Source organism: Candidatus Ozemobacteraceae bacterium (assembly GCA_035373905.1).
Lineage (GTDB): Bacteria > Muiribacteriota > Ozemobacteria > Ozemobacterales > Ozemobacteraceae > MWAR01.
Genome location: DAOSOK010000027.1, coordinates 26,517 through 46,883 on the forward strand (window position 1 = coordinate 26,517; position 20,367 = coordinate 46,883).

General features: G+C 62.1%; 15 protein-coding genes. 10 read left to right on the top strand and 5 right to left on the bottom strand.

What is annotated here, in order from left to right; all coding sequences use genetic code 11:
- Positions 1 to 128: 128 nt before the first annotated feature.
- The 3 genes from PLU72_13720 to PLU72_13730 form a co-directional block, all read right to left on the bottom strand.
- The gene (locus tag PLU72_13720; GenBank protein ID HOT29239.1) at positions 129 to 590 is read right to left on the bottom strand and encodes a GNAT family N-acetyltransferase; all 462 of its coding nucleotides are present in this window, start codon (positions 588 to 590) and stop codon (positions 129 to 131) included.
- Entirely contained in the window at positions 577 to 2,067 is a 1,491-nt protein-coding gene (locus PLU72_13725; GenBank protein ID HOT29240.1) for an adenylate/guanylate cyclase domain-containing protein, read from the bottom strand. The genes PLU72_13720 and PLU72_13725 overlap by 14 nt, the downstream gene beginning before the upstream one ends.
- A 300-nt stretch (positions 2,068 to 2,367) precedes the next feature.
- Positions 2,368 to 4,407 carry a hypothetical protein gene (locus PLU72_13730; GenBank protein ID HOT29241.1) on the bottom strand — a complete coding sequence of 680 codons (2,040 nt, stop codon included), beginning with the start codon at positions 4,405 to 4,407 and terminating at the stop codon, positions 2,368 to 2,370.
- An 81-nt stretch (positions 4,408 to 4,488) separates the two neighbouring features.
- Here PLU72_13730 and PLU72_13735 point away from each other — a divergent pair, with 81 nt between their 5' ends.
- Entirely contained in the window at positions 4,489 to 7,317 is a 2,829-nt protein-coding gene (locus PLU72_13735) for a SpoIIE family protein phosphatase (protein ID HOT29242.1), read from the top strand.
- Positions 7,304 to 10,165 (top strand): SpoIIE family protein phosphatase, encoded by a 2,862-nt coding sequence (locus PLU72_13740; protein HOT29243.1) that lies wholly within the window; start codon positions 7,304 to 7,306, stop codon positions 10,163 to 10,165. Before PLU72_13735 ends, PLU72_13740 begins: the two co-directional genes overlap by 14 nt.
- Before the next feature lie 79 nt (positions 10,166 to 10,244).
- Here PLU72_13740 and PLU72_13745 read toward each other — a convergent pair whose 3' ends face one another.
- A complete protein-coding gene (locus PLU72_13745) occupies positions 10,245 to 10,679 on the bottom strand; it encodes a hypothetical protein (protein HOT29244.1) in 435 nt (144 codons plus the stop codon).
- A gap of 90 nt (positions 10,680 to 10,769) precedes the next feature.
- Complete coding sequence (hydA, locus tag PLU72_13750) at positions 10,770 to 12,158, bottom strand: dihydropyrimidinase (protein HOT29245.1); 1,389 nt, start codon at positions 12,156 to 12,158, stop codon at positions 10,770 to 10,772.
- Between the two features lie 154 nt (positions 12,159 to 12,312).
- Between hydA and PLU72_13755 the strand changes: the two genes are divergently transcribed.
- The 8 genes from PLU72_13755 to PLU72_13790 all read left to right on the top strand — a co-directional run bounded on the left by PLU72_13755 (position 12,313) and on the right by PLU72_13790 (position 20,323).
- Positions 12,313 to 13,014: a Bax inhibitor-1 family protein gene (locus PLU72_13755; GenBank protein HOT29246.1), complete on the top strand. Its 702-nt coding sequence runs from the start codon at positions 12,313 to 12,315 to the stop codon at positions 13,012 to 13,014.
- A gap of 165 nt (positions 13,015 to 13,179) precedes the next feature.
- The gene (locus PLU72_13760) at positions 13,180 to 13,383 is read left to right on the top strand and encodes a hypothetical protein (GenBank protein HOT29247.1); all 204 of its coding nucleotides are present in this window, start codon (positions 13,180 to 13,182) and stop codon (positions 13,381 to 13,383) included.
- Between the two features lie 84 nt (positions 13,384 to 13,467).
- On the top strand, positions 13,468 to 13,839 hold the full coding sequence (locus PLU72_13765; GenBank protein ID HOT29248.1) for a hypothetical protein: 372 nt from the start codon (positions 13,468 to 13,470) through the stop codon (positions 13,837 to 13,839).
- A 5-nt stretch (positions 13,840 to 13,844) separates the two neighbouring features.
- Entirely contained in the window at positions 13,845 to 15,242 is a 1,398-nt protein-coding gene (locus PLU72_13770; GenBank protein HOT29249.1) for a hypothetical protein, read from the top strand.
- Positions 15,239 to 16,249, top strand: coding sequence for a 2-hydroxyacyl-CoA dehydratase (locus PLU72_13775; GenBank protein HOT29250.1), 1,011 nt, complete (start codon positions 15,239 to 15,241; stop codon positions 16,247 to 16,249). Before PLU72_13770 ends, PLU72_13775 begins: the two co-directional genes overlap by 4 nt.
- Positions 16,246 to 17,625: a SpoIID/LytB domain-containing protein gene (locus PLU72_13780; protein ID HOT29251.1), complete on the top strand. Its 1,380-nt coding sequence runs from the start codon at positions 16,246 to 16,248 to the stop codon at positions 17,623 to 17,625. Before PLU72_13775 ends, PLU72_13780 begins: the two co-directional genes overlap by 4 nt.
- A gap of 346 nt (positions 17,626 to 17,971) precedes the next feature.
- Positions 17,972 to 18,304: a divalent-cation tolerance protein CutA gene (gene cutA, locus PLU72_13785; GenBank protein HOT29252.1), complete on the top strand. Its 333-nt coding sequence runs from the start codon at positions 17,972 to 17,974 to the stop codon at positions 18,302 to 18,304.
- A 24-nt stretch (positions 18,305 to 18,328) separates the two neighbouring features.
- Positions 18,329 to 20,323, top strand: coding sequence for an ATP-dependent helicase (locus PLU72_13790; GenBank protein HOT29253.1), 1,995 nt, complete (start codon positions 18,329 to 18,331; stop codon positions 20,321 to 20,323).
- Positions 20,324 to 20,367 lie beyond the last annotated feature (44 nt).

The following is a 20,367-nucleotide window of genomic DNA, read 5'->3' on the forward strand; positions in this document are numbered from 1 at the left end:
TCGCGCCGCGAGCATGTCGAGCGCGCATGCGAGATGGGAAAAACAAACTTGTTTCCACGGAGCTCCAGCGTCACATCGACTCAGCGGTTGTGAACAGATTCGCTTGCCTTGTGGTTGCGCCAGGGATATCAGGAGAGACGGAGAATCATCTCGACATGCGGAATGTTTTCTTCCAGGAACATGCCACCGCACTCCTCGAAACCAAGCTTCCGATACAGTCCCCGCACATATTCCTGCGCGTGAAGCCGTATCCGATGCATCTGGTGTCGGCAGCTCCAGTCGATGAAATACCTGATGATCGTGGTCGCCACGCCGGTTCGCCTGCTTTCGGGCAGGACGGCCAGCCGGCCGATCCAGGCGGTTCGTGCATCCATGGCATCGACAAAAAGCCTGGCGGCGGCAACCGGCACCCCGTCGAGGACGGCCAGGAGATGGACGGAACGATCGTCGGTCGCGTCCCTCTCGTGTTCTTCCGGGACCTTCTGCTCGTCGACGAACACCCGCCGGCGAATTTCGAAGACGGTCTCGAGATCTTTCGGGGAAACGGCTTCGCGGAGATCGATCCGTGAACGGAGCTTATCTACGGGCATTCTTTTCCGGTTTTTCAGGCTTCCTGCGGATGGCCACCAGGCGATAGACATCGAGAGGCTCCTTGCCCTTGACCTGCACGTTCTTCTCGACCTTGTATTCAAAGCGGTCCTGGAGCATGCCAAACGTCGTCGTATCGGTCACGATCTCGCCGTTCGCGGCGAGTTTCTCGAACCGGGCGGCGAGGTTGACCGCGTCCCCGATCGCCGTGTATTCCATGCGGCGCGCGGACCCGAAGTTGCCCGCGACCACGTCGCCGGTCGTGATCGAAATGCCGAGGCCGAGCGACCGCCCCTGAAGCAGGGGGGCATATTCCTGCAGGAACTCGAGGAAGATCTCCTGGAGACGGAATGCCGTGAAGGCCGCACGCAGACAGTCATCCGGTTTGGTGATGGGAGCGCCGAACAGCACCATCACGCCGTCGCCCATGAATTTGTCGATCGTCCCGTGGTTCCGCAGGATGACCTGAGAAGCGCGCTCGAACCAGCCGTTCAGGATCTGAACCAGCCCTTCGAGCGGAAGGACCGTCGTCATCGCCGTGAAGCCGCGCAGATCGGCAACCATGATCGTCACGCGCTGTCGCCTTCCGCCGACAGCCGCCCCAGTCGGGTCCTGTTCGAGTTCGGCGACGACCTCTGGAGCGACGTACCGGCCGAACACTTCCTTCAGGTCCTGCTGGCGCTTCTGGATCTCCGCCGTGGTCCTGATGGCCTGGTCACGCTCGGAAATGGCGACCTCGTGGCTCTGACAATTGTTGAGCGCCGACGCGAGCACGTAGCCGAACGTTCCGAGAAGCGAGCGGTTTTCGGTCCGCACCTCGTCGGCATCCTGGCGAACGACGTTCATGAGGCCGACAATCCGCCCCTTCACGGTCAGGGGCATCGCCATGAGCGATTCATGAGAACATGACGGAAGAATCGCCCGGATCGAGGGAAGCTGGCCCCGGCCATAGATGATGTTCGTGAGCCCCTTCTCGGGATCGTATTCGGTGATTCCCCAGAAGCTGGGCGGCACCTTGATCACGAGCCCGTCGAGCCGGTTCGAGGCGAACCCGACGGCCCGGGCGGGCCGCAATTCGTTCGTTGTATAGTCTGCAAGATAGATGACGGCCTGCTGCACCCGGAAATACTTCTGAAGAATCTGGAACGCCTGGTCGAACACCCGCTCCATGTTCGTCAGACACCCGAGCAGACTGAACTGGAGAAGCAGCTGGAAACGGTCTTCCCGTTCGTCGCGCTGCTGCTTTTCGAGCTTCTGATACCGAGCCAGTGGGACCGCGCCCGACGCGTTGAGGCTGTTGATGGCCGAGATCGCGCCGGCCAGAACCGACATCATGAACATCTCGAGCAGGAACTCCGCGGCGAGCCCCTTCCAGAGGCACAACCCGCCAAGGAAGAGGGTGCCCGGCACCAGGAGAATGGCCGCCACCGGGAGGAAGATATCGCCGCAGGCGGTCAGGACCCACGTCAGGATCAGCACATTACACAGACTCCGGGGGATATGCCAGACCGTTCCCCAGACAAGGACCGACGCAAGATCGATTAGCAGAGAGGCTCCGATACAAATCACCGGAATTCTGACGGTCGAATTGTCCCTGATGTTGGCGAAAAAACCTCGCAAGCCTGCAGGTTCAGGCGCCCCGGCAGGATTTTTTTTCTGTGGGGTTCCGGTTGGCGAGGCTGTTGGAAGCGTCGGGCTCGACACGGTTTTCTCTTCTCGAACGCAGAGTGCTTGGGCTTTCCAGCCCGAATTCACTTTATCCCAACACCCGGGGGCCTGTCAAAATCCATCCACGCCGGCCCCGGCGAGGAGGGCCCGCAACTCCAGCGCCCGGCTGAACGACGGATCGCAGGCAAGGCATCGTTTCAGCGCCTCCGCGGCTTCAGTCAGATGTTCGCACCGCGCGGCCGCAACGGCGAGGTTGTAGAACAGAACGGCCGAGGATGCCGGCTCCCGGGCGGCGACGGCAAGATGGTCGTATGCCTCCGGCCATCGCGACAGGCGGGCATACGCTTCGCCGAGATGCGCTTTCAGCATGCGTTCCTGGGAACCGGTCTTGGTCCGAACGGCTTCGAGCAGACGTATCGTGGCCGTTGCATCGCCATCCTGCATCATCAGGCTGGCCATCCAGTGCAGGGACCTGATAACACGCCCGCCCTCCGGTGTCTCCCGCGCTCTTCTCATCTCGGCGAGAGCCGCTGCGCGATCCGCCGGAGATGCCGGAAAAACGTCCGTGACGATCCATCGATCGGGCCTCGCCGCGGAGAAGGTCCGGCCTTCCCGTTCCAGCCATGGGCTTGTCGAGGCAAGGTAGACGAGAGCCGTGTCATCCCACCAGACTAGCTTCCAGTCAGAGCTGAAGGCGATCCGCCGCAGGAACTCACGCCAGGGATCCGAGGCATTTTCGGGATACGGCAGAATGATGGTGTCGATCTTCGCGTCGGCACTCAAACGGCGCCATGCGCCGTCGTCGACGACCGCCTTGAGATACCTCTCGACTCTCTGCCACGGCATCGTCTGGAACATCGCGCTCATATAGGGCATCCTGCGGGGGGCGGATGCGGAATGAACGCAGGGATTGTCGTAGAACGCGATGAAGTTGCCCCACATATCGTGCGAGAACAGGCGTCGGCCGAGGCCGTTACGTGTCAGGAACCGGAGTGCCGCATCGGGAAACTCGCCGGCGGAGTCGTAGGCGTCGGCCGGCGCCGCACAGCCTGCCGGATGCGGACGGGAACAATGTCCCGGCAGGAACACCGACGGCGCGAACAGCAGCACGGCAGCGATTCCGAGAATCCCCGCGACCGCGTGCTTCGGCGATGCTTCTCCCTCCGCTTCGTTCGGGGATATCTCGCCCGGTATTCCCGCAAGAAACGGAACGAGGACGACGGCGGAGGTTATGATATATCTTACGCTTATAAAAGGCAATATTATAAAGGCCGCGGCGGAAAGCGTCTCGGGATCGATGAAATTCCGTTTCCTGAACACCCGCATGAGAATGGCTGCCCACGCCAGGAGGATGAGCAGATTCCTGGAGCTTCCGTACGGTTCGAACGTCATCGGCACCAGTTCGACGTTCCAGAACCCCAAGTTCCTGATCATCCGTTCGCCTTCGTAGTAGGAACCAGCCTGGCCGACCAGGTGCGATCCGGCCGGGGACAGCGCGGCGGCCGTCACGAGAACAATCACATATAGCGCATGATATTTCCAGTCATCCGTCTTCAGTTTCGTTCCAGAGCGGTCCGGAACGAGCCAGATCAACGCATACACGATGCCGAAGAGAATCTCGATGTGGCAATTCGCCCAGAGCAGGGCGGCCGGAACGAGGCAGACCGCCCCACGGAGTCCCGGCATGCGCACGAGCAGGGTCATCAGGGCGAGCCCGGCAACGGATACGAGGTGCGGACGAGGCTCGAAGCGTGTCGATGCGGCGGCGAACCCGAGAAGAAGAAGGGCCGGCGCAAGATGCCGCGCGAGAGGAGACGTTCCCGCCCGACGCCACGAAGCGACGCCCACGAACAGGAACGCCGCGAGAATCAGCACTCCTCGCAGGAGATCGATGCCTGCGTAGCCGCCCCAGCGCCAGACGGTCTGAACCACCACCCCGAACAGCCACTCGTAATTCGGAAAAAACCTGGGCGCGACGTCGGGCAGAGGGATCAGCCACCGGTCGGCATGAGGAACCCCCCCTTCAGCCAGGATCGCCCCGCCGTTCATCAGGTGGAACCATACGTCGCACCCCATGGTCAGGCCGATACAGCCGAGGGCCATCGCGACCGCCGCGATAAGCCAGAGCATCGTCGGAACGAGCCTTGTCATTCGATTCATCGCCGTTCAGAGTAGCCTATGCCGGAGGATTTTGCACTCGTCATTTCTCCGGGCAAGAGGTATCATGAGGCAATGAGCGCCGAGCACGGCACCAGCCGCCACGAGAGGACGAGTCTGGCGATCCAGGCCGTGATTCTAATCCTTTCAGCCTGGATCGGCCTCGAAGCCTGGATCGATCATCGCGAGCACCAGGCCCGGCAGGCTTTTGCCGCCCGGGCTTCCGACCGGGTGACGGAGCTTGCGGCAAGCTCGAATCCCGATCTGTATGCCAGGGCGACCCTGCTTCCCCTTCTGAGGCTCGCCGACGCGACGGCCGACAGACTCAGGCAGATGGCCGGCCGACGCGGAATCACGACGGCATTCTACCGGTACGACGCCGACGGCCGTCGCATCGATATCTCTCCCGCGAACGCAACGAACCTGTGGCTGATGGACCGGCTCGCACGCGCCCTGACGACCGGAGACGAGCGACTCGTAGCGGAGTATGGAAAGCAGATCGACCGCAAACTACCCTTTCTGATCGGCGAGGGGCGCGACCTGGTCTGGCTGAGGAACGAGCGTGGCCGGCTCATCGAGGTGTTCAGCGACAAAGGGAAGGGCTACGTCGCCTGGAACGCCGATGCGAAAGGCGTCAGAATCCTTCACTGTCTCACGACTCCGACGGAAGCCGAATTTTTCAACCTGCTCCTTCCGCCCGGCGGCAAACGCGACATCCTGATCGCGGGCTTCGGCCGCACCGGCGAGGACATCGTGCTGCAACGCGGCAGGCTGATCGATCCGCTGGCCACGCGGGCTTACAAAACGATTTCCGCCGAAGGACACTCCATGAGCGGCATGCATGGCGGCTTCCACTGGGAATTTCTCGAAACATCGGACGGGCGCATCGTTTACGGTGCGTTCGAACCGCCCGCCTCCCGGGAAGAATTCGTCCGGCTCGCGGTGAGATCCCTGGCCGTCGCGCTCCTGATCATCTCTCTCCTCGTCCTGACCGGTTCGAACCGAACGACGCGCCTGCGACTCCGCTTTCTCCTGGTGATGCTGTTTCTCGCATCGACTTCGATTCCGCTGTTCAGCATCATGGTCGGCTCAATCGACGTGGTGGACATGTATCAGGACGTTCTCGGCACGCGGGTCAAAGCCGCGCAGGACGAAGCGATCCGGAATCTCTCACAGGGATTCAACGGACATCTGGCGTCAGCCACCACGGCGATGAGGCCGTATATCCAGCGGGCAGCCGACGCGAGCGGAACCGCCGACGGAGCCGCCATTCTCCGTTCTCTCCGGCGCGCGAAGCTCGCAGACTGGCTGCAGCTCCGCGATGCAGCCGGACAGCTGGTGTATTCCTCGACGCCCACCGGACCGACCGACCGTGAGACCCTGCTGATGAGCATGGCCCGCAGGGCTATCGAGCGGTATGAGCCGGCACGGCTCTCCGAAAAGCCATACAAGGGAAACTCCCTCACCGACCAGATGGTACGGCGCGACGACATGGGTTTCTCGACGCTGATCAGCCAGAACAAGCGGGTCCAGCTGGTCCAGTCAGGCTCGAACAAGATTCTGTATTATCTCGCCGCGCTCCCGCGCGGCAAAGGCGAAGTGGCATACATGGAGACGCGCCTTCCCCTCGCCACGGCGGTCAAGACCTATCTCCGACGGAAAGCCCTTCAGCGACAGGAGTTCGACGGGGGCTGGATCCGGTTCTTCGCCCTCGACATGCAGAAGAACACCTGGCCGCTTCCACCGCCCCGCTCCCTCGCTCGCGGCCTTTCGAAACTTGCCATGGCAAGCTGGATCACCGACCGCCCCCAGACATCGCGTCTGTCGATCGGTGGGAAGGGCGGATTCGCCGTCTGCATCGCCAGTCCGAACCTCGCGGACCATTGCCTCATCGCCTACTACGCGGACGACCGGTACGTCGACCGCATTCGCCGCCTCTGGCGCGATATCGTCGCGACCGAGGCTGCGTTCCTCGTCATGCTCGCCATTCTCGCCTTCGGCATCGCAAAACAGCTTCTGAAACCGCTCCAGGAGATCGAAGGCGCCGTCCAGGCACTGTCGGCACGCAATTTCGACAAGCGCCTCGAAGTCGTCGGAAACGACGAGATGGCCCGCCTGTTCCAGACATTCAACGAGATGATGGCCGAGAGCCGCGAACTCCAGGTCGCCCGCAACGTCCAGGAAGGGCTCGTTCCGACGAAGTTTCCGGACATGCCGGGCTATTCAATAGCAGGAAAAATTTTTACAGCTTCAGATCTGAGCGGAGACTGTCTCGACGGCTTCCGCCTGCCGGACGGCCGGTTCGCGTTTCTCGTCGGCGACATCACCGGCCACGGGGTCGCGGCGGCGCTGTTGATGGCTTTTTCCCGCGCGGCGACATTCCACTGGAGCCAGTCGGAAAAGCTGACATCGAGCGATTTCGCCGACACCCTCGACACGCTTCTCAAGCGCCAGCGTGACGCGCGACGCTTCATGTCGGCCATCTGCGGCATTCTCGACCCGGTCAGCCACGAGATCGAGTTCATCACCTGCGGCCATCCCTATCCCGTCTTCATCGATGCCTCAGGAAAGCCCCGTCTCGTCGGTTCCCCGATGCTTCCGCTCGGTCGCGGGAAGAAACCGGCCGTCAGGACACTCGAAAAGGTTGTGATGAGCCCGGGCACGCGCATGCTGATCGCGACGGACGGCTTCATAGAAGCGCTCGACGCGGGGCAACACCCCATCGGCTTCGAACGTCTGCAAGAGTGGGCCGCCGAGCTGTCCACGGACCGCGCGGAGGAGTGGATCGCACGCATGATGCACCGGGTCGACGAGGTCAGCCCACCGCCGCGGCTCGACGACACGACCATCTTTGCAATCGTCAGGCAGCCGGGAATGAAGGAGGATCGGCATGAAAACGGCTGAATCCGGCTTCGGACGGCTCGCCCTGCTCGCGTTCGGTATTCCCCTCCTGATCCTCGCCGTCATCGGCAACCACACCCTGGGCCGTTTCGAGGACAGCGCGGACCGGCTGCGTCTCGAAACCCAGGAACGGAGCCTGGACAGCATCGTGGCGGCGACGGCCGAAAACGAGTATATCCTCGCCTGCCTCAGAGAACGGGCCCGCCTCATCCGGCAGTCGGGTCTCGAAAACGCCGACCTCAGGAACGCTTTGCAAGCCGCTTCTCGCAGAGACGGTCTCGGCGTCAGTCTGTTCCTGTACGACAGCAACCGGCTGGTGTTTTCGGCGGGCTCCCTCCAGGCCGGCTCGCTGTTCGAGCGGCTGATGGAGCTCCTTCACAGGGATGGCGAAGCGTTTCTGGCCGGTCAGCGCGCCGTGAAGGACGATCTGATGGCGATGTTCGGGCCGGGCAACCGTCTCGAGCTGATCAAACGGTCGCGCGGCCTTCTCAGCCGTTTTGGCCGGCCAGGCAAGAGCCGTGGAGCCTATTTCTGGAACGAGTATCCCGATGGAACGTCTCTGTTCGCACTCGTCCATCGGGTTCCCGAGGCCGCCGACCGCTTCAGACGCGTCAGACAGCGAGCCGGCATGACCTGGTCCGGCTTCGCCCTGCCCGGGAACGACCGATGGCTCCCACCCCCGAACACCCCGGATCAGGACATGAAGATCGCCTGGGAAAAATGCCGCTCGACCGGCCGTCTCCAGGTCAGGCACGCTGACCTCGAATGGGTGTTCTGTCAGAGCCAGCAGGAGCTGGTCTGGTGCGTCGCCTCCCCCGTTCCCGCCGGGTCCTCGGCACCCGCGATCAGGAATCTCGTCATCACGGCATCGGCGGTGTCGGCCCTGCTTCTGCTGACGTGGTTGTTCGCCAGCGCGGGCATCCGGCCAGGGCCGGACATCATCCGCCTGATCGAGGCTCTTCCACTTCGGCTCAGGCTCACCCTTCTGTTCGTGATGGCGACGGTCCTTCCGCTCGGCCTCGCCTCGATCATCGGCGGCATCGGCGTCATGGATCGCATCGAGGTTCTCACCGTCGAATCCGACCGACAGGCTCTCGGACGTCTCCATCGCTACGAGCACGGGGTTTCCTCCTACCTCGAGAAGTTCCGCGTCATCGCCGAGCGGCTTCGCGATCATCCCGCCATTCGTGAAGGCCGCATCGAATCCCTCGGTCCGATGCTGTCGAAGCTCCAGGAACAAGACGCGTTCCAGGACCTCGAAGTCCGCGACCACCAGGCCAGGCCCCTCTTCTCGACGATCGATGCCCAGGTCAAGGGAAGCAACCAGGCGATCGAGATGTTCAGCCGCACCGCGGTCCGCCGGTATGCTCCCGCCCGCGGTCTCCAAGCGGACAAGGTTACAGCCTCGGAACTCATCGGCGAAGCCATTCTCTCGTCGGACGACGTGGGTCTCGCCTCGATGCTGCGCTCGCGCGGCAAGGTCTGGACGTTCAGAATGGGGACGAACCCCACCCTCTGGTTCTGGGACGTCTACCCCGACCAGGCAACAGGGCCGGCCTTCATCTGCCTGACGCACCAGCTCGAATGGATCTACGGCCGGTATATCAACGCCCTCGTCGCGAAACGGGTTTCGGAATCGGCACCCAGGCCGGTCATCATGCGCTACGGCAGCAGCATCGCGAACGATCGCCCGCGGCCGGCGATTTCCGGCGCCGACCGTCTGGCCCTGCGGAACGCTGCCATCCGCAGCCAGGAGTCCGGTCGCGTGTTGTCCCGGACGATCCGACTGGCAGACGGCATCTACCGCGCGGTGATCAAGCCCGAAACCGCCCTGGGAAGCTACATCCTGGCGGACCTCATGCCGATCGAGGAGCAGCTCCGCGCGCTCGCCCCCATCCGTAACCGACTGAAGCTCACTGCAGCCATGGCCCTCGTGCTGTCTCTTCTCGCGGCGTCGCTGATCGCGTCGCTGTTCATCGTTCCGATAACCGACCTGGGCGAGGGCATCAGCGCCATCCGCCGCAGAGACTCGGCGTTTCGCATCCCTCTCCGCCGCCCGGACGAGTTCGGAGCCGTCGCATCGGCCTTCAATCGCCTTCTGAGCGAGTTCAAGGAACTCGAATACGGCCGTATCGTCCAGGAAAGTCTTCTTCCCGCCGTCACGGATGCGCCGGAAGGGTATGAGATCAGCGTCATGCGGCGTTCAGCGACCGATCTCGCCGGCGATTATTACGATGTCGTCCGTCTGTATGACGGAAAATTCGCGATCGTGCTCGGGGACGTGACCGGTCACGGCATCGCGGCGGCCCTTCCCATGGCCATGGCAAAGGCGACCGTCGAATATGAGACCATCTCGCGCTGGGGGTATCCGGGCCCGCTGTTGGCGCGTCTCAACGCCCTCTTCAACCGGGAGCTCAAGCCGCGTCAGAAGTTCATGACGATGGGGTGCATCCTCCTCGATCCCGTCACCCACACCATCACGTTCGACAACTCGGGTCATCCATATCCTATGATATATAGTCATTCAGACAAGCGTTGTTCCGAGATGGTCCTTCCTTCTCCACCCCTCGGAATACGGGCATCGCGCACCAGCAAGCCCGTCTCGCGCGTCATACAAGCCGGTGACGTCGTCCTCCTGTACACCGACGGAATCATTGAATGCACGGGACGCTCGACCGGCGAAATGTTCGGCTACCCCGCGCTCATGAAGCTGCTCGAAACGTGCGCCGAGACTCCCGGGCTTTCGTCCGGCCAGATCCTCGAACGCATTTTCGCGACACTCGACGAGTGGCGTGTGGACGGCCCGCTCGCGGACGACATCACCCTGCTCCTTCTGCGGCGAAACGCCTGAGAAAAGGCGCGGATTCAACAGATCCCGACATGCAAACAGGGCGCCCATTCGGGCGCCCTGTGCGTGAGGACGAATGTGCTCAGTTGCCGGCGGCAGGGGCGGGTGCCGGAGCATCGGCGGCCGGAGCGTCGGCCGGGGCCGCTGCGGGAGCGGGAGCGGCAGCGGTCTTTTCGGTGAAGGATTCGACCTTGATGGCGGCCATGGGATGCTTCTCGTTGGCGGGAAGCAGTTCGCCCTTCACGGTGACTTCCTTGCCGGCCAGCTTTTCGAGGTCGCCCATGATCGTCTTGTTGCCCTTCACGGGAAGGAGTTTGAACACGTCGTTTCCTGCCTTGAGGGTGACGGTGTTGTATTTTTCGTTCTTCTCGGCCTGCTTCACTTCGATCGTTCCGGTCTTTTCGACGATTTCGCCTTTGACCTTGGTCTCGACGGCCGGCTTGGCAGCCATCGCCGAGAACGGAACGCCGCCGATGAGCGCCGCAACGAGACCCGTGACAAGAACCAGCTTCTTCATATGAACATCTCCTGTTTTCATCAAACCAAAAGTATCGCCCCTTACTCGGAGCGTGCCGGGTACATACGCCCGAAAAGCCGTACAGTCAAGTCAATCGACCGGAAGGGCGCAGGAATGGTCGAACCGCTTCCGCCCGATGAACCGACCGCGGCCTGGCGTTCCTTTCCAGATGCCGTTTTCCACGATGATCTCGCCCCGGGAAATTGTCATGACCGGCTTTCCGAGAACCGGCCGGCCCTCGTAGATCGAGTAATCCGTCGCCATGTGCAGGCCGGTGGCCGCCACCGTCCATTCCGCCGCGGGATCATACAGCATCAGGTCGGCGTCACTTCCGGGGAGCAGGCTGCCCTTTGTCCCATGAAGCCCGAAGATGCGCGCCGGAAGCGCGGATATCGCCCGCACGAGAAGTCGGGTCGGAACACCCCGTTTTCTCCCCTCGGAAAGGAACAGCGCAGGCATGGTCTCGACGCCGGGAAGCCCCATCGGGAGAGTGCCGATCGAGCCGCCCCAGGTGTTTTTTGCCGCCCTGGTGAACGGGCAGTGATCGGTCGCAACCACTTGTATATCTCCTGATTTTATATATTTCCATATTTCTTCGGGCTGGCCGACAGGCCGTATCGGCGGGCAGCAGGAGTAAAAATGCCCGTCTGTTCCTTTCAGCAGCGAATCGTCAAGTGTCAGATACTGGGGGCAGGTCTCGCCGTACAGCTTCACGCCCGACCGTCGCGCCCGGGCGATCTCTGCCGCCCCGTCACCCGACGAGGTATGGACAATATATGCGGCGGCGTCGGCGGCCCGTGCGAGATCGGCGATCCGCCGGACCGCCTCGGTTTCCGTGAAGACCGGCCTCGTCAGCGGCAGGGTCTGGATTCCCGTCATGCCCTTCGCCTGGAACTCGTCACACAGCCTGTCGATGACGGCCCCGTTTTCGGCATGGAAGGTCGGGAGAATTCCCAGACTCCTGCACCGGCGCATCGCCTCGAAGACAGCGCCATCGTCGAGCATCAGGCCGGATTTCGCGTAGGCGGTGAACATCTTCAGGCTCGTCAGACCGAACCTGGCAGCCCATTCGAGGTCATCGATCACCTGCGCCGTGAGACGGCCGATACAGGCATGAAGGCTCCAGTCGATGACCGACTTCCCGTCGGCTGCCCGGAACCGGCGCTCGAAGCTGGCCCTGAGCCCTTCGTCGCCCTGCTGGGCCGTGAAATCGATCATCGTCGTCACGCCCCCGAACGCCGCCGCGCGGCTTCCGCTCTCGAAATCATCGGCCGACACCGAGCCGGCGAACGGAAGCGACATGTGCACGTGCGCGTCGATCGCACCCGGCATCAGCCACTTCCCCGACGCGTTGATTTCTCTTCGACCGGGCAAACCAGTTCCGACCGCCTCGATTTTTTCGCCGTTCACCGCGAGGTCGGCGTGCCATTCTTCATAGCCGTTCATGAGAAGAGCGTTTTTGATGACCAGATCGTACATACTGCCTCCTGATTGGGTCGGAATTGTCCGCCACCACCCTACCCGCCCGCCCGCCGTCTGGCAAGCGGTTGCGATCGTCGTCTCCGAATGTGATACAATATCCTCGGAATACCGGCGGAACGCTCCGCAGATCATATCTCACCGGAGGAACGAAATGGAATTTCATGACCGCGTAGGCGCGCAGGAAGCCTCCTGGCCTGAACAGCAGCAGCGAAAGGCGATGTGGACGGGAATGTCCCAGTCGACCTTCATGTCCCGCGTTCTTCCCTATTTCGGCGGCGGTCTCATTCTCACCGCCCTCGGCACGGCCTTCGGCAAATCGATGGGAACGGGCTTTCTGCTGTTCGCCATCCTCGCCAACTTCGGTCTGTATTTCGCCCTGCTCTGGAACCGCCACACGCCAGGCCTGAACGTCGCCCTGTTCTACGGATACACGTTCATGAACGGCATGCTGCTCGGTCCTCTCGTCGCACTGGCAAACGCCATCAACCCGTGGCTCGTCGTGCAGGCGCTCGGCCTCACGGCGGTCGGTTTCTTCGCGATTGCCGCGTACGTCATGTCGACAGGCAAGGATTTTTCCGGTCTCGGGCCGTTCCTGATCTCGGGCCTGATCGTCGTCATCGTCGCCGGCATCATGAACATCTTCATCGGCGGCTCAGGACTCGGGCTCGGCATCTCGATCCTCAGCGCGGTGCTCTTCATGGGCTTCACGGCCTACGACATGAGCAACATCATGCTCAAGTTCCGCGACGAGGAGTACATCCTCGCGACGGTCGAGCTGTATCTCGACTTCGTCAACCTGTTCGTCGCCCTTCTGCGGATCCTCATCCACATCGCCGCATCAAACCGCGACTGACGACCATTCGCAATTCTCTCGGGGGGCGGGTTTGAAACCCGCCCCTCCGCTTTTTTCGGGAAAATTATTCTGTACACCTCGCGATGGAATTCCGGTGTTAAGAGAACCCGCATTCCTGCCGACAGTACCGACGGCACGATGATGTGAAAGGGAGGAATGCGACCCATGCACGCTGATACATTGTTCATCGGGTTCATTTCGGGGTTGGTCTCCGGTTTCATCCTTCTGCTGGGAGCGTGGGTGTTTCTCCTGCCGCGCGTCCCAGCCCTGCTGCGACGCGAAGCGCTGCGCGACCTGACACATTACGGTCGCGATGCGGGAAGGCATGGCCTTGGGATGATCCTGTCGTGGCTGCGGCCCGGTAAGTAGGGCCGAGCGCAACGCGTCACCCCGGGGTCGTCGGATCCCGGGGTGACGTTGCATTCTCCGGGGGTTTGGAGTACAGTTTCTCGCATGCCGGAACAGCCAGCCCCCTCGTATCTCGAATCGTTCATCTTTTGCGGCCTCTGTTTCACTCCGATGAAGCGCGAGGGCGACTCGTTCGCCTGCGCCGCGGGCTGCCCGACCGCCGTTCCGGTTTCATCCATGGAAGAACTCGTCTGGAAGGAAATCGGCGCTTTTCTCTCCGTTCCCGAAGGAAGGAAAGCGGCGGCGGCGCATCTTGGCCAGAAGCTGGCCGCGTCCGATGTCAGGCGCATTTTCCACGATATGAACACCTTCGCCGAGTTTTTCCCGCTCGAGGAAAAGCGCCGGTTTGCCGAAGCCCTGCTCGAAAAGGTCGACGTCATGTCACCCAAGTCCGTGCATATTCACTTCCGGCTCTGATCCGCATGGCAGCGCCTCCCTCAAAATCCCTTCTTCGCGAAATCGTCGGACGGCTTCGCAATCGCAATTTCCGCTCCGGCCTCGAAATGTTCAAGACGCTCTTCGGCCCCGATCGTCCCCCAACGGGTGATTCCCTCGGCCAGATTCTCGACGAGCTCAATCCCCAGGAATTCCCCGAGCAGGCCTTCGAGGTCATGTCGCTCGCCTGCTCCTGGGTCCCGGATGACAAGGATTTCACGACGGTCTTCGAGAATATCCGGAAGACCTACTACGACAAGCTCGTCACCAAAGCCAGCCTCGCCTTCCAGAACGCGAAACAGAAGGCGAAGAGTTTTGCCGAGCGCAGTCAGGCCGTCGACTCGATCGCCCGCATCAGACTCGAAGAAGAAAACAAGCGCACCATCGAAGAGATGCTGGAAGCGTGCCGCATGGATTTCGAAAAGGCCGTCAGCCTGCTGCCCGATTCCATCGCGGCGTATTACGGCCTTTTGCGGTTCTACAAACAGATGGAGAACGAGGAAAAAACGGCCGAGCTCCGGCAGATCGTCCGAAAGATCGAGACGACAGGCCGGCTTCACGACATCGTCGAGAAGGAAACGTTCTCCCTTCCGCCCATGGAACCGATCGAGATGCCGTCGACGCCGCAGCTCAGTCCCGAACAGGAACTTCAGCACATCGAAGCCATCTATAACGACCGAGACTTCGATTCCGCGCTGACGGCCGTCGAGCGGCTTCTCATCCAGGAGCCCTCCCTGCTGCCGGCCCTCCAGTTGAAAATCCGCATCTTGGTCGCCAAACGGCAGTTTCACCCGGCGAAAGCCACGCTGAAGCACGCGTTCGAGGTCGACCCCGTGAACGAGACGACCCGGAAAATCCAGGTCGATTTTCTCGAGACCAAGCTCAAGACGCTCTCACGCATCGCCGACGTGTTCATCACCAAAGCCCTCAGGCTCGGCCCATCGCTCGGCCGCGAGTATTTCCGGAAAGCGTGCAAACTGCTCGAACAGGCGGTTGTGATCGCCCCCGACGAGCTGTCGCTCCTCGATCAGCTGTATACCTGTTACATGTATCTCGAAGACGAGCAGCGGGCCGCGATCGTCAGACGCGACATCGCCCTGATCAACCCCAACTACGTCACGACGATCGCCCGGCTCAGAAAATCCTCGCTCTGTTTCCTGGCCGGGTATGCCTACGACGAAGCCCCCGAATCTCTCGAACCGTTCAGGCGCGTCCGCAGGAACCTCCTCCGGACACTGGCCGGCCGCCTTCTCGTCACCTGGTACATCCGGCTCTCCCCGGTTCTCGTCGACACCGCGCGCCGCTTTCACATTCCGAAGGCGCTGTTCCGAGTGCTTCTGTTTCCCCTTCTGGAAACGGCCCGCAGGCTTGCCCGGACGCCATGACCGGCATCCTCCCGTTCCCGTCCGACGCCTACGGCATCACCTCGTCGATACCGATCGAGGTGCCGCTCGCCGCGGGCCGCCGTGTGCTCGACCTGAACAATCGGTTCGTGCTAGCGGCGGGGGCCCTCGAGTATGTCCGCAAGGCCGAAACCGCCGGCTATCCCAGGACCTGCTGCGCCTGGATTCGCGGTTTGTATGGGTTCATCAGAACGGCCGGCGTCAGGCGCGTCATCTTCGTCACGGGCGGCGACTGTTCCAACACGCACGCAATGATGGAAACGCTCGGCGAGGAGCTCGACGAGCTGCAGACGTTCGCCTACCCGCCCGCCCGCGACCGGACCGGGCTGTCGAACGAAATCGACAGGTTCTGCGGAGCATTCGGCGTTTCCCGTGGGGCGGCCGAGGAGGTGGGGATGCGCCTGGCCCCGATCAGGGCATCTCTCGCTGAACTGGACCGCATGACGTGGGAGGACGGCCTCGTGACAGGGGAGGAAAACTTCCAGTGGCTGGTTTCCTCGTCGGATTTCGATGGAGACCCGGCACTCTTCGCGATGCGACTCGAAACGTTTCTGAACCAGGCTAAGCGCCGCTCTCCGCTTCCCGCCGGACCTCGGCTCGGCGTGCTCGGCGTGCCGCCCATCCAATCCGACCTGCTCGCTTTCGCCGAGAAGCTCGGCGCGAGAATCGTCTTCAACGAAATTCCCCGCCAGTTCGCCCTGATGGGCCCGGCAACCGATCTCGCCACGCGGTATCTCGAATTCACCTATCCGTACGGCGCCCAGCCGCGGATGGAGGATATCGCCGCCGAAACGGCACGCAGGCGGATCGACGGGTTGATTCATTACACGCAGGCTTTCTGCCACAGGCAGATCCATGATATCCTGCTGCGACGGAAGCTCGGCATCCCGATTCTCACGATCGAAGGCGATGCCCCGGGCCCCTGCGATGCCCGAACCCGTCTGCGCGTCGAGAGCTTCATAGAAATCCTTCAGGAACGGCGTTCATGATCAGAGCGTTATATAATCATAGATATACCATTATCGGTCTTTCGATTCTGGCGAGTTTCGCCGGAGGAGCCGCGTTCACCGGGTTCGCACAGACGTCGAACGCAAGCGCACCGAAAGCCGTCTTCTCCGCGGACAATCCCCCCACCGACGATACGTATCTGAGCATAGGGCTCTTCGAGCGGCGTGATATGACCACCCTCCGCATCCAGGCGATGCTGGGCGACTGGAAGATGCGGCTTCTTCCGCGCCCCGTCGCGAGCGGCTCCGAACCGATTTTGTCCGAAGAGGTAGTCGAGCCGATTCCCGAGGGTGAGGACATCACCATTCTTCTGACGGGCAAGGGAATCACGGTCAATACATCATCCGGCAAGGAGCTGGCCGAAGGCTACACGCGATGCGATCTCGATGGAGGCGCCACCCTGCTCGTGGAAACGTCGAACCGTCCGCCGATCATCCTCGCCGGACCGATCGGCATCACCTGCCACGAAAAAACGCTTTCCTTCATTCACCGCGTTTCCCTCGGAAGATACCTGACATCGATCGTATCAGACCTCACGCCGTCTTCCGAACCCGAGGCGATCAAGGCGGCGGTCATCGCGGCCCGTTCCCAGGTCGTCCGCAAGCTCCTGGAAAACCGGCACGCGACTGATTCGTTCGACCTGTGCGACGCCTCCCACTGCGCGCCGTTCACAGGTGAAGCCCATGCCCGGGAGCTGGTTGCGCTCGCCACGAAGCTGACGGCCAACGAACTCATGGTCCACGCGGGAAAGCCGATCAACGCCAGGATGCAGCACACCTGCGGTGGCAAAGTGTCGAGTATGAAGGATGTATTCGGCATCGACGACCCCAACCACGTGGCGCTCGACGACAAGCTCGATCCCAAGGGCTCGGAAAACTGCTTCCACAGCCCGGCCTTCAACTGGATCAGGGATTTCACCCTGGGAGAAATTGCCGACTTTCTCTCGATGACCTATTCAGCGGGGACCGAGCGTATCTTTCTCCGGTGGGAGCCCGCGAAAGTCGACGCCGCCGGCCGCATCACAGAAATTCTTCTTCAGGGGAGTCGCACGAAGAAACTCCGGGGAACTGTCTTTCTGAACGATGTGTACGATTACCTGGGCCCGAACTCGATCCGGAGCATGAAATTCACGGCCGAGCCGATGCGTCGGGCGATCGTCTATCGCGGCCAGGGAAGCGGCGACGGCGTCGGCATGTGCCTGTACGGCGCCGACGGGCTCGCGCGCAAGGGATACGACGCATACCGCATCCTGCAGTTCTATTACCGCAACGTCGAGTTCAGAAAGAACGGCGTGTTGATCGAGGTTCCGCCGCCCATCTCCTCCGGAACGCCCCGCCAGACAGGACGGCAACCCTGATCAAACGGGCCTGCGATCACAGGTCGACGGTAATTTCGTAACTCAGGATCATCGTCAGCACCGTGGCGAGCATCAGCGGCATGCCGGTCATGAGAAACCTCCACGTCTTTTTTCCAGATATCGGCATATCCGGGAAATCCGCGAGTGATTTCCGCTCGATACGGCCAATGTCGCATTCCCGTTCGTGGTGAGCCTGCCGAAGGACGAGAGGTTTTCACCCCTTTCGGCAAGCTCGGGCCAGACATCGACAAAACGGTTGGTTGTCGTTCTGCAGTGGGCAATGATAAACGGGCGCCGTTGACACGCCGATTCCCCGCCGCTAGAATGGCACAAAAAGGTGGGCAACATGGACAAGAGACTGATTCTGGTTACCGTTCCGAACCGCGACGTCGCCGAACGCATCACGAGCGCCCTGCTTTCCGAGCGGCTCGTGGCCTGCGTCAGCATCGTTCCCGGCATCGAGTCGCACTACATCTGGGAAGGCCGCACCGAGACGAGCACCGAGCTGCTGCTGATGATGAAGACCCGCATCGACCTGTTCGACGCTGTCCGCGACAGGGTCGTTTCCCTGCACCCCTACCAGGTGCCCGAGATCGTCGCCCTTCCGATCGACCGCGGCTCGCTCCCGTATCTCCAGTGGATCGACGACGTCGTCGGTCCGCCGCGGGGCGATCGCTGATCTGAACTCTGAAAAGGCAGGCTGATGGCCCGGGAATACATCCTCAGGAACACGCCGGGCGAGCCCCAGCCCGGACCCGCTCGTGCGTCGGGTATCGACTATGCCTCTGAACTGAACCCGGCCCAGCTCGAAGCGGTGATGACCCTGAACGGGCCCATCCTCTGCATCGCCGGGGCCGGCTCGGGAAAGACCCGCACGCTTGTCTACCGCGTCGCGCGGCTTGTCGAGACCGGCGTTCCTCCCGAATCGATCCTGCTTCTCACCTTTACGCGCAAGGCCGCGACCTCCATGCTCGACCGTGCCGCCGCGCTGGTCGGAAGCGGCACGCGCAGGATCGCGGGCGGCACCTACCACGCGTTCGCAAGCCAGGTGCTCCGGCGCCACGGGGCGGTTCTGGGCCTCACGCCGTCGTTCACCATCCTCGACGAAGGCGACGCCGCGGACATCATCAACCTCATGCGCGCCGAGCTTGGGGTGAACACCCGCGAAACGCGGTTCCCTCTCAAAGGCACCCTTCAGGACATGCGCTCGGCGGCGGTCAACCACGGAGTTAGTATAGCTGATGCTATAAAATCGAGATATCCTCAATTCGTCGAGCATACGGCGGAGATCGAACGGATTCTCGCAGACTACGATGCCTACAAACTCCGGCACCAGATGCTCGATTACGACGATCTCCTGATCTTCCTGCTCAGGCTGCTCGAGGAGCAGCCGGCCGCGCGCGACGCGCTCCGGGCAAGATACCGCCACATCATGGCCGACGAATACCAGGACACGAACAAGCTTCAGGCGAACATCACCGTGCTGCTCGGCGGCGGCTCGCGCAACGTCATGGTCGTTGGGGACGACGCGCAGAGCATCTACTCGTTTCGCGGCGCCGATGTCGGCAACATCCGGACGTTCCCGGAGCGGTTCCCGGACTGCCGCTTGATCCGCCTCGAGCGGAACTACCGCAGCACCGCCCCCCTGCTCGCCTCGACGAACCGTCTGATGGAACATGCGAAGGAAGGGTTTGCCAAGCGTCTCTACACCGAACGTACGGGCGGCTTACAGCCCGTTCTCGCCGTCAGCTCCGACGAGGCCGAGCAGTCAGCGTTCGTTGCCCAGCGAATCCTGGAACTGCGCGAGGAGGGAATCCCGCTCGACCGCATCGCGGTGCTGTTCCGCTCGTCGTATCACGCGTTCCAGCTCGAGCTCGAGCTTCGGCGCAGGAACATCCCCTACGTCAAATGGGGCGGCTTCAAGTTTCTCGAAGCCGCCCACATCAAGGACCTTCTGTCGCACCTGCGAGTTCTGCAGAATCCCAATGACCGCGTCGCCTGGCTTCGCGTGCTCCAGCTGATCGAGGGCGTGGGCACGAAAACCGCCGGTGCGCTGTTCGAGCGGCTCAGCACGGCGTCCGATCCGCTCGACCTCGAATCGCTCACAGCCCCGTCGAAGGCACGCGAAGGCCTCGCCGCGGCAGCCCAAGCCCTTCGGCGCGCGCGAAAACTGGCTGATGGACCGCCGGTGCCGGTGGTCGAGGCAATCGCCGATTACTACGGCCCGATTCTCAAACGCCGGTTCGATGATTTCCCGAAGCGCCTCCGCGACCTCGATCAGCTCACGGTTCTGGCGGGAAAATACGCCGGCATCGGCGAGATGCTCTCGGAGATGGCGCTCGAACCGCCGAAGAACAGCATCGACGAGATTCTGGCCTCCGATGATGACGACGAGGAACGCCTGATCCTCTCCACGATCCATTCCGCGAAAGGGCTCGAATGGCACACCGTGTTCGTCATCTGGGCGATGGAGGGCCGCTTCCCCTCGTTCGGCGCTCTCAGAAACCCCTCTGATCTCGAAGAAGAGCGACGGCTGATGTACGTCGCCATGACCCGGGCGCAGGAACAGCTGTATCTTACCCACCCCGCCCTCGCCTGGGACCCCGCATCCGGCACCACCCTCTCCCAGCCGTCCCGCTTCCTCGCCGAGATCGGCCCCGACCTCCTCGACCGCTGGGAACTCCGATCGGCTCCTTGACACTCTCCACCCGGTTCTGATACTCTCGCTCCCGATATTCTGCC

Excerpts from the sequence above, each read along its gene's own strand:
- PLU72_13780 (HOT29251.1), top strand. The coding sequence starts at position 16,246 with ATGATCAGAGCGTTATATAATCATAGATATACCATTATCGGTCTTTCG.
- cutA (HOT29252.1), top strand. The coding sequence starts at position 17,972 with ATGGACAAGAGACTGATTCTGGTTACCGTTCCGAACCGCGACGTCGCC.
- PLU72_13745 (HOT29244.1), bottom strand. The coding sequence starts at position 10,679 with ATGAAGAAGCTGGTTCTTGTCACGGGTCTCGTTGCGGCGCTCATCGGC.
- PLU72_13765 (HOT29248.1), top strand. The coding sequence starts at position 13,468 with ATGCCGGAACAGCCAGCCCCCTCGTATCTCGAATCGTTCATCTTTTGC.
- PLU72_13755 (HOT29246.1), top strand. The coding sequence starts at position 12,313 with ATGGAATTTCATGACCGCGTAGGCGCGCAGGAAGCCTCCTGGCCTGAA.
- PLU72_13790 (HOT29253.1), top strand. The coding sequence starts at position 18,329 with ATGGCCCGGGAATACATCCTCAGGAACACGCCGGGCGAGCCCCAGCCC.
- PLU72_13720 (HOT29239.1), bottom strand. The coding sequence starts at position 590 with ATGCCCGTAGATAAGCTCCGTTCACGGATCGATCTCCGCGAAGCCGTT.
- PLU72_13770 (HOT29249.1), top strand. The coding sequence starts at position 13,845 with ATGGCAGCGCCTCCCTCAAAATCCCTTCTTCGCGAAATCGTCGGACGG.
- PLU72_13735 (HOT29242.1), top strand. The coding sequence starts at position 4,489 with ATGAGCGCCGAGCACGGCACCAGCCGCCACGAGAGGACGAGTCTGGCG.
- PLU72_13760 (HOT29247.1), top strand. The coding sequence starts at position 13,180 with ATGCACGCTGATACATTGTTCATCGGGTTCATTTCGGGGTTGGTCTCC.
- PLU72_13775 (HOT29250.1), top strand. The coding sequence starts at position 15,239 with ATGACCGGCATCCTCCCGTTCCCGTCCGACGCCTACGGCATCACCTCG.
- PLU72_13730 (HOT29241.1), bottom strand. The coding sequence starts at position 4,407 with ATGACAAGGCTCGTTCCGACGATGCTCTGGCTTATCGCGGCGGTCGCG.
- PLU72_13740 (HOT29243.1), top strand. The coding sequence starts at position 7,304 with ATGAAAACGGCTGAATCCGGCTTCGGACGGCTCGCCCTGCTCGCGTTC.
- hydA (HOT29245.1), bottom strand. The coding sequence starts at position 12,158 with ATGTACGATCTGGTCATCAAAAACGCTCTTCTCATGAACGGCTATGAA.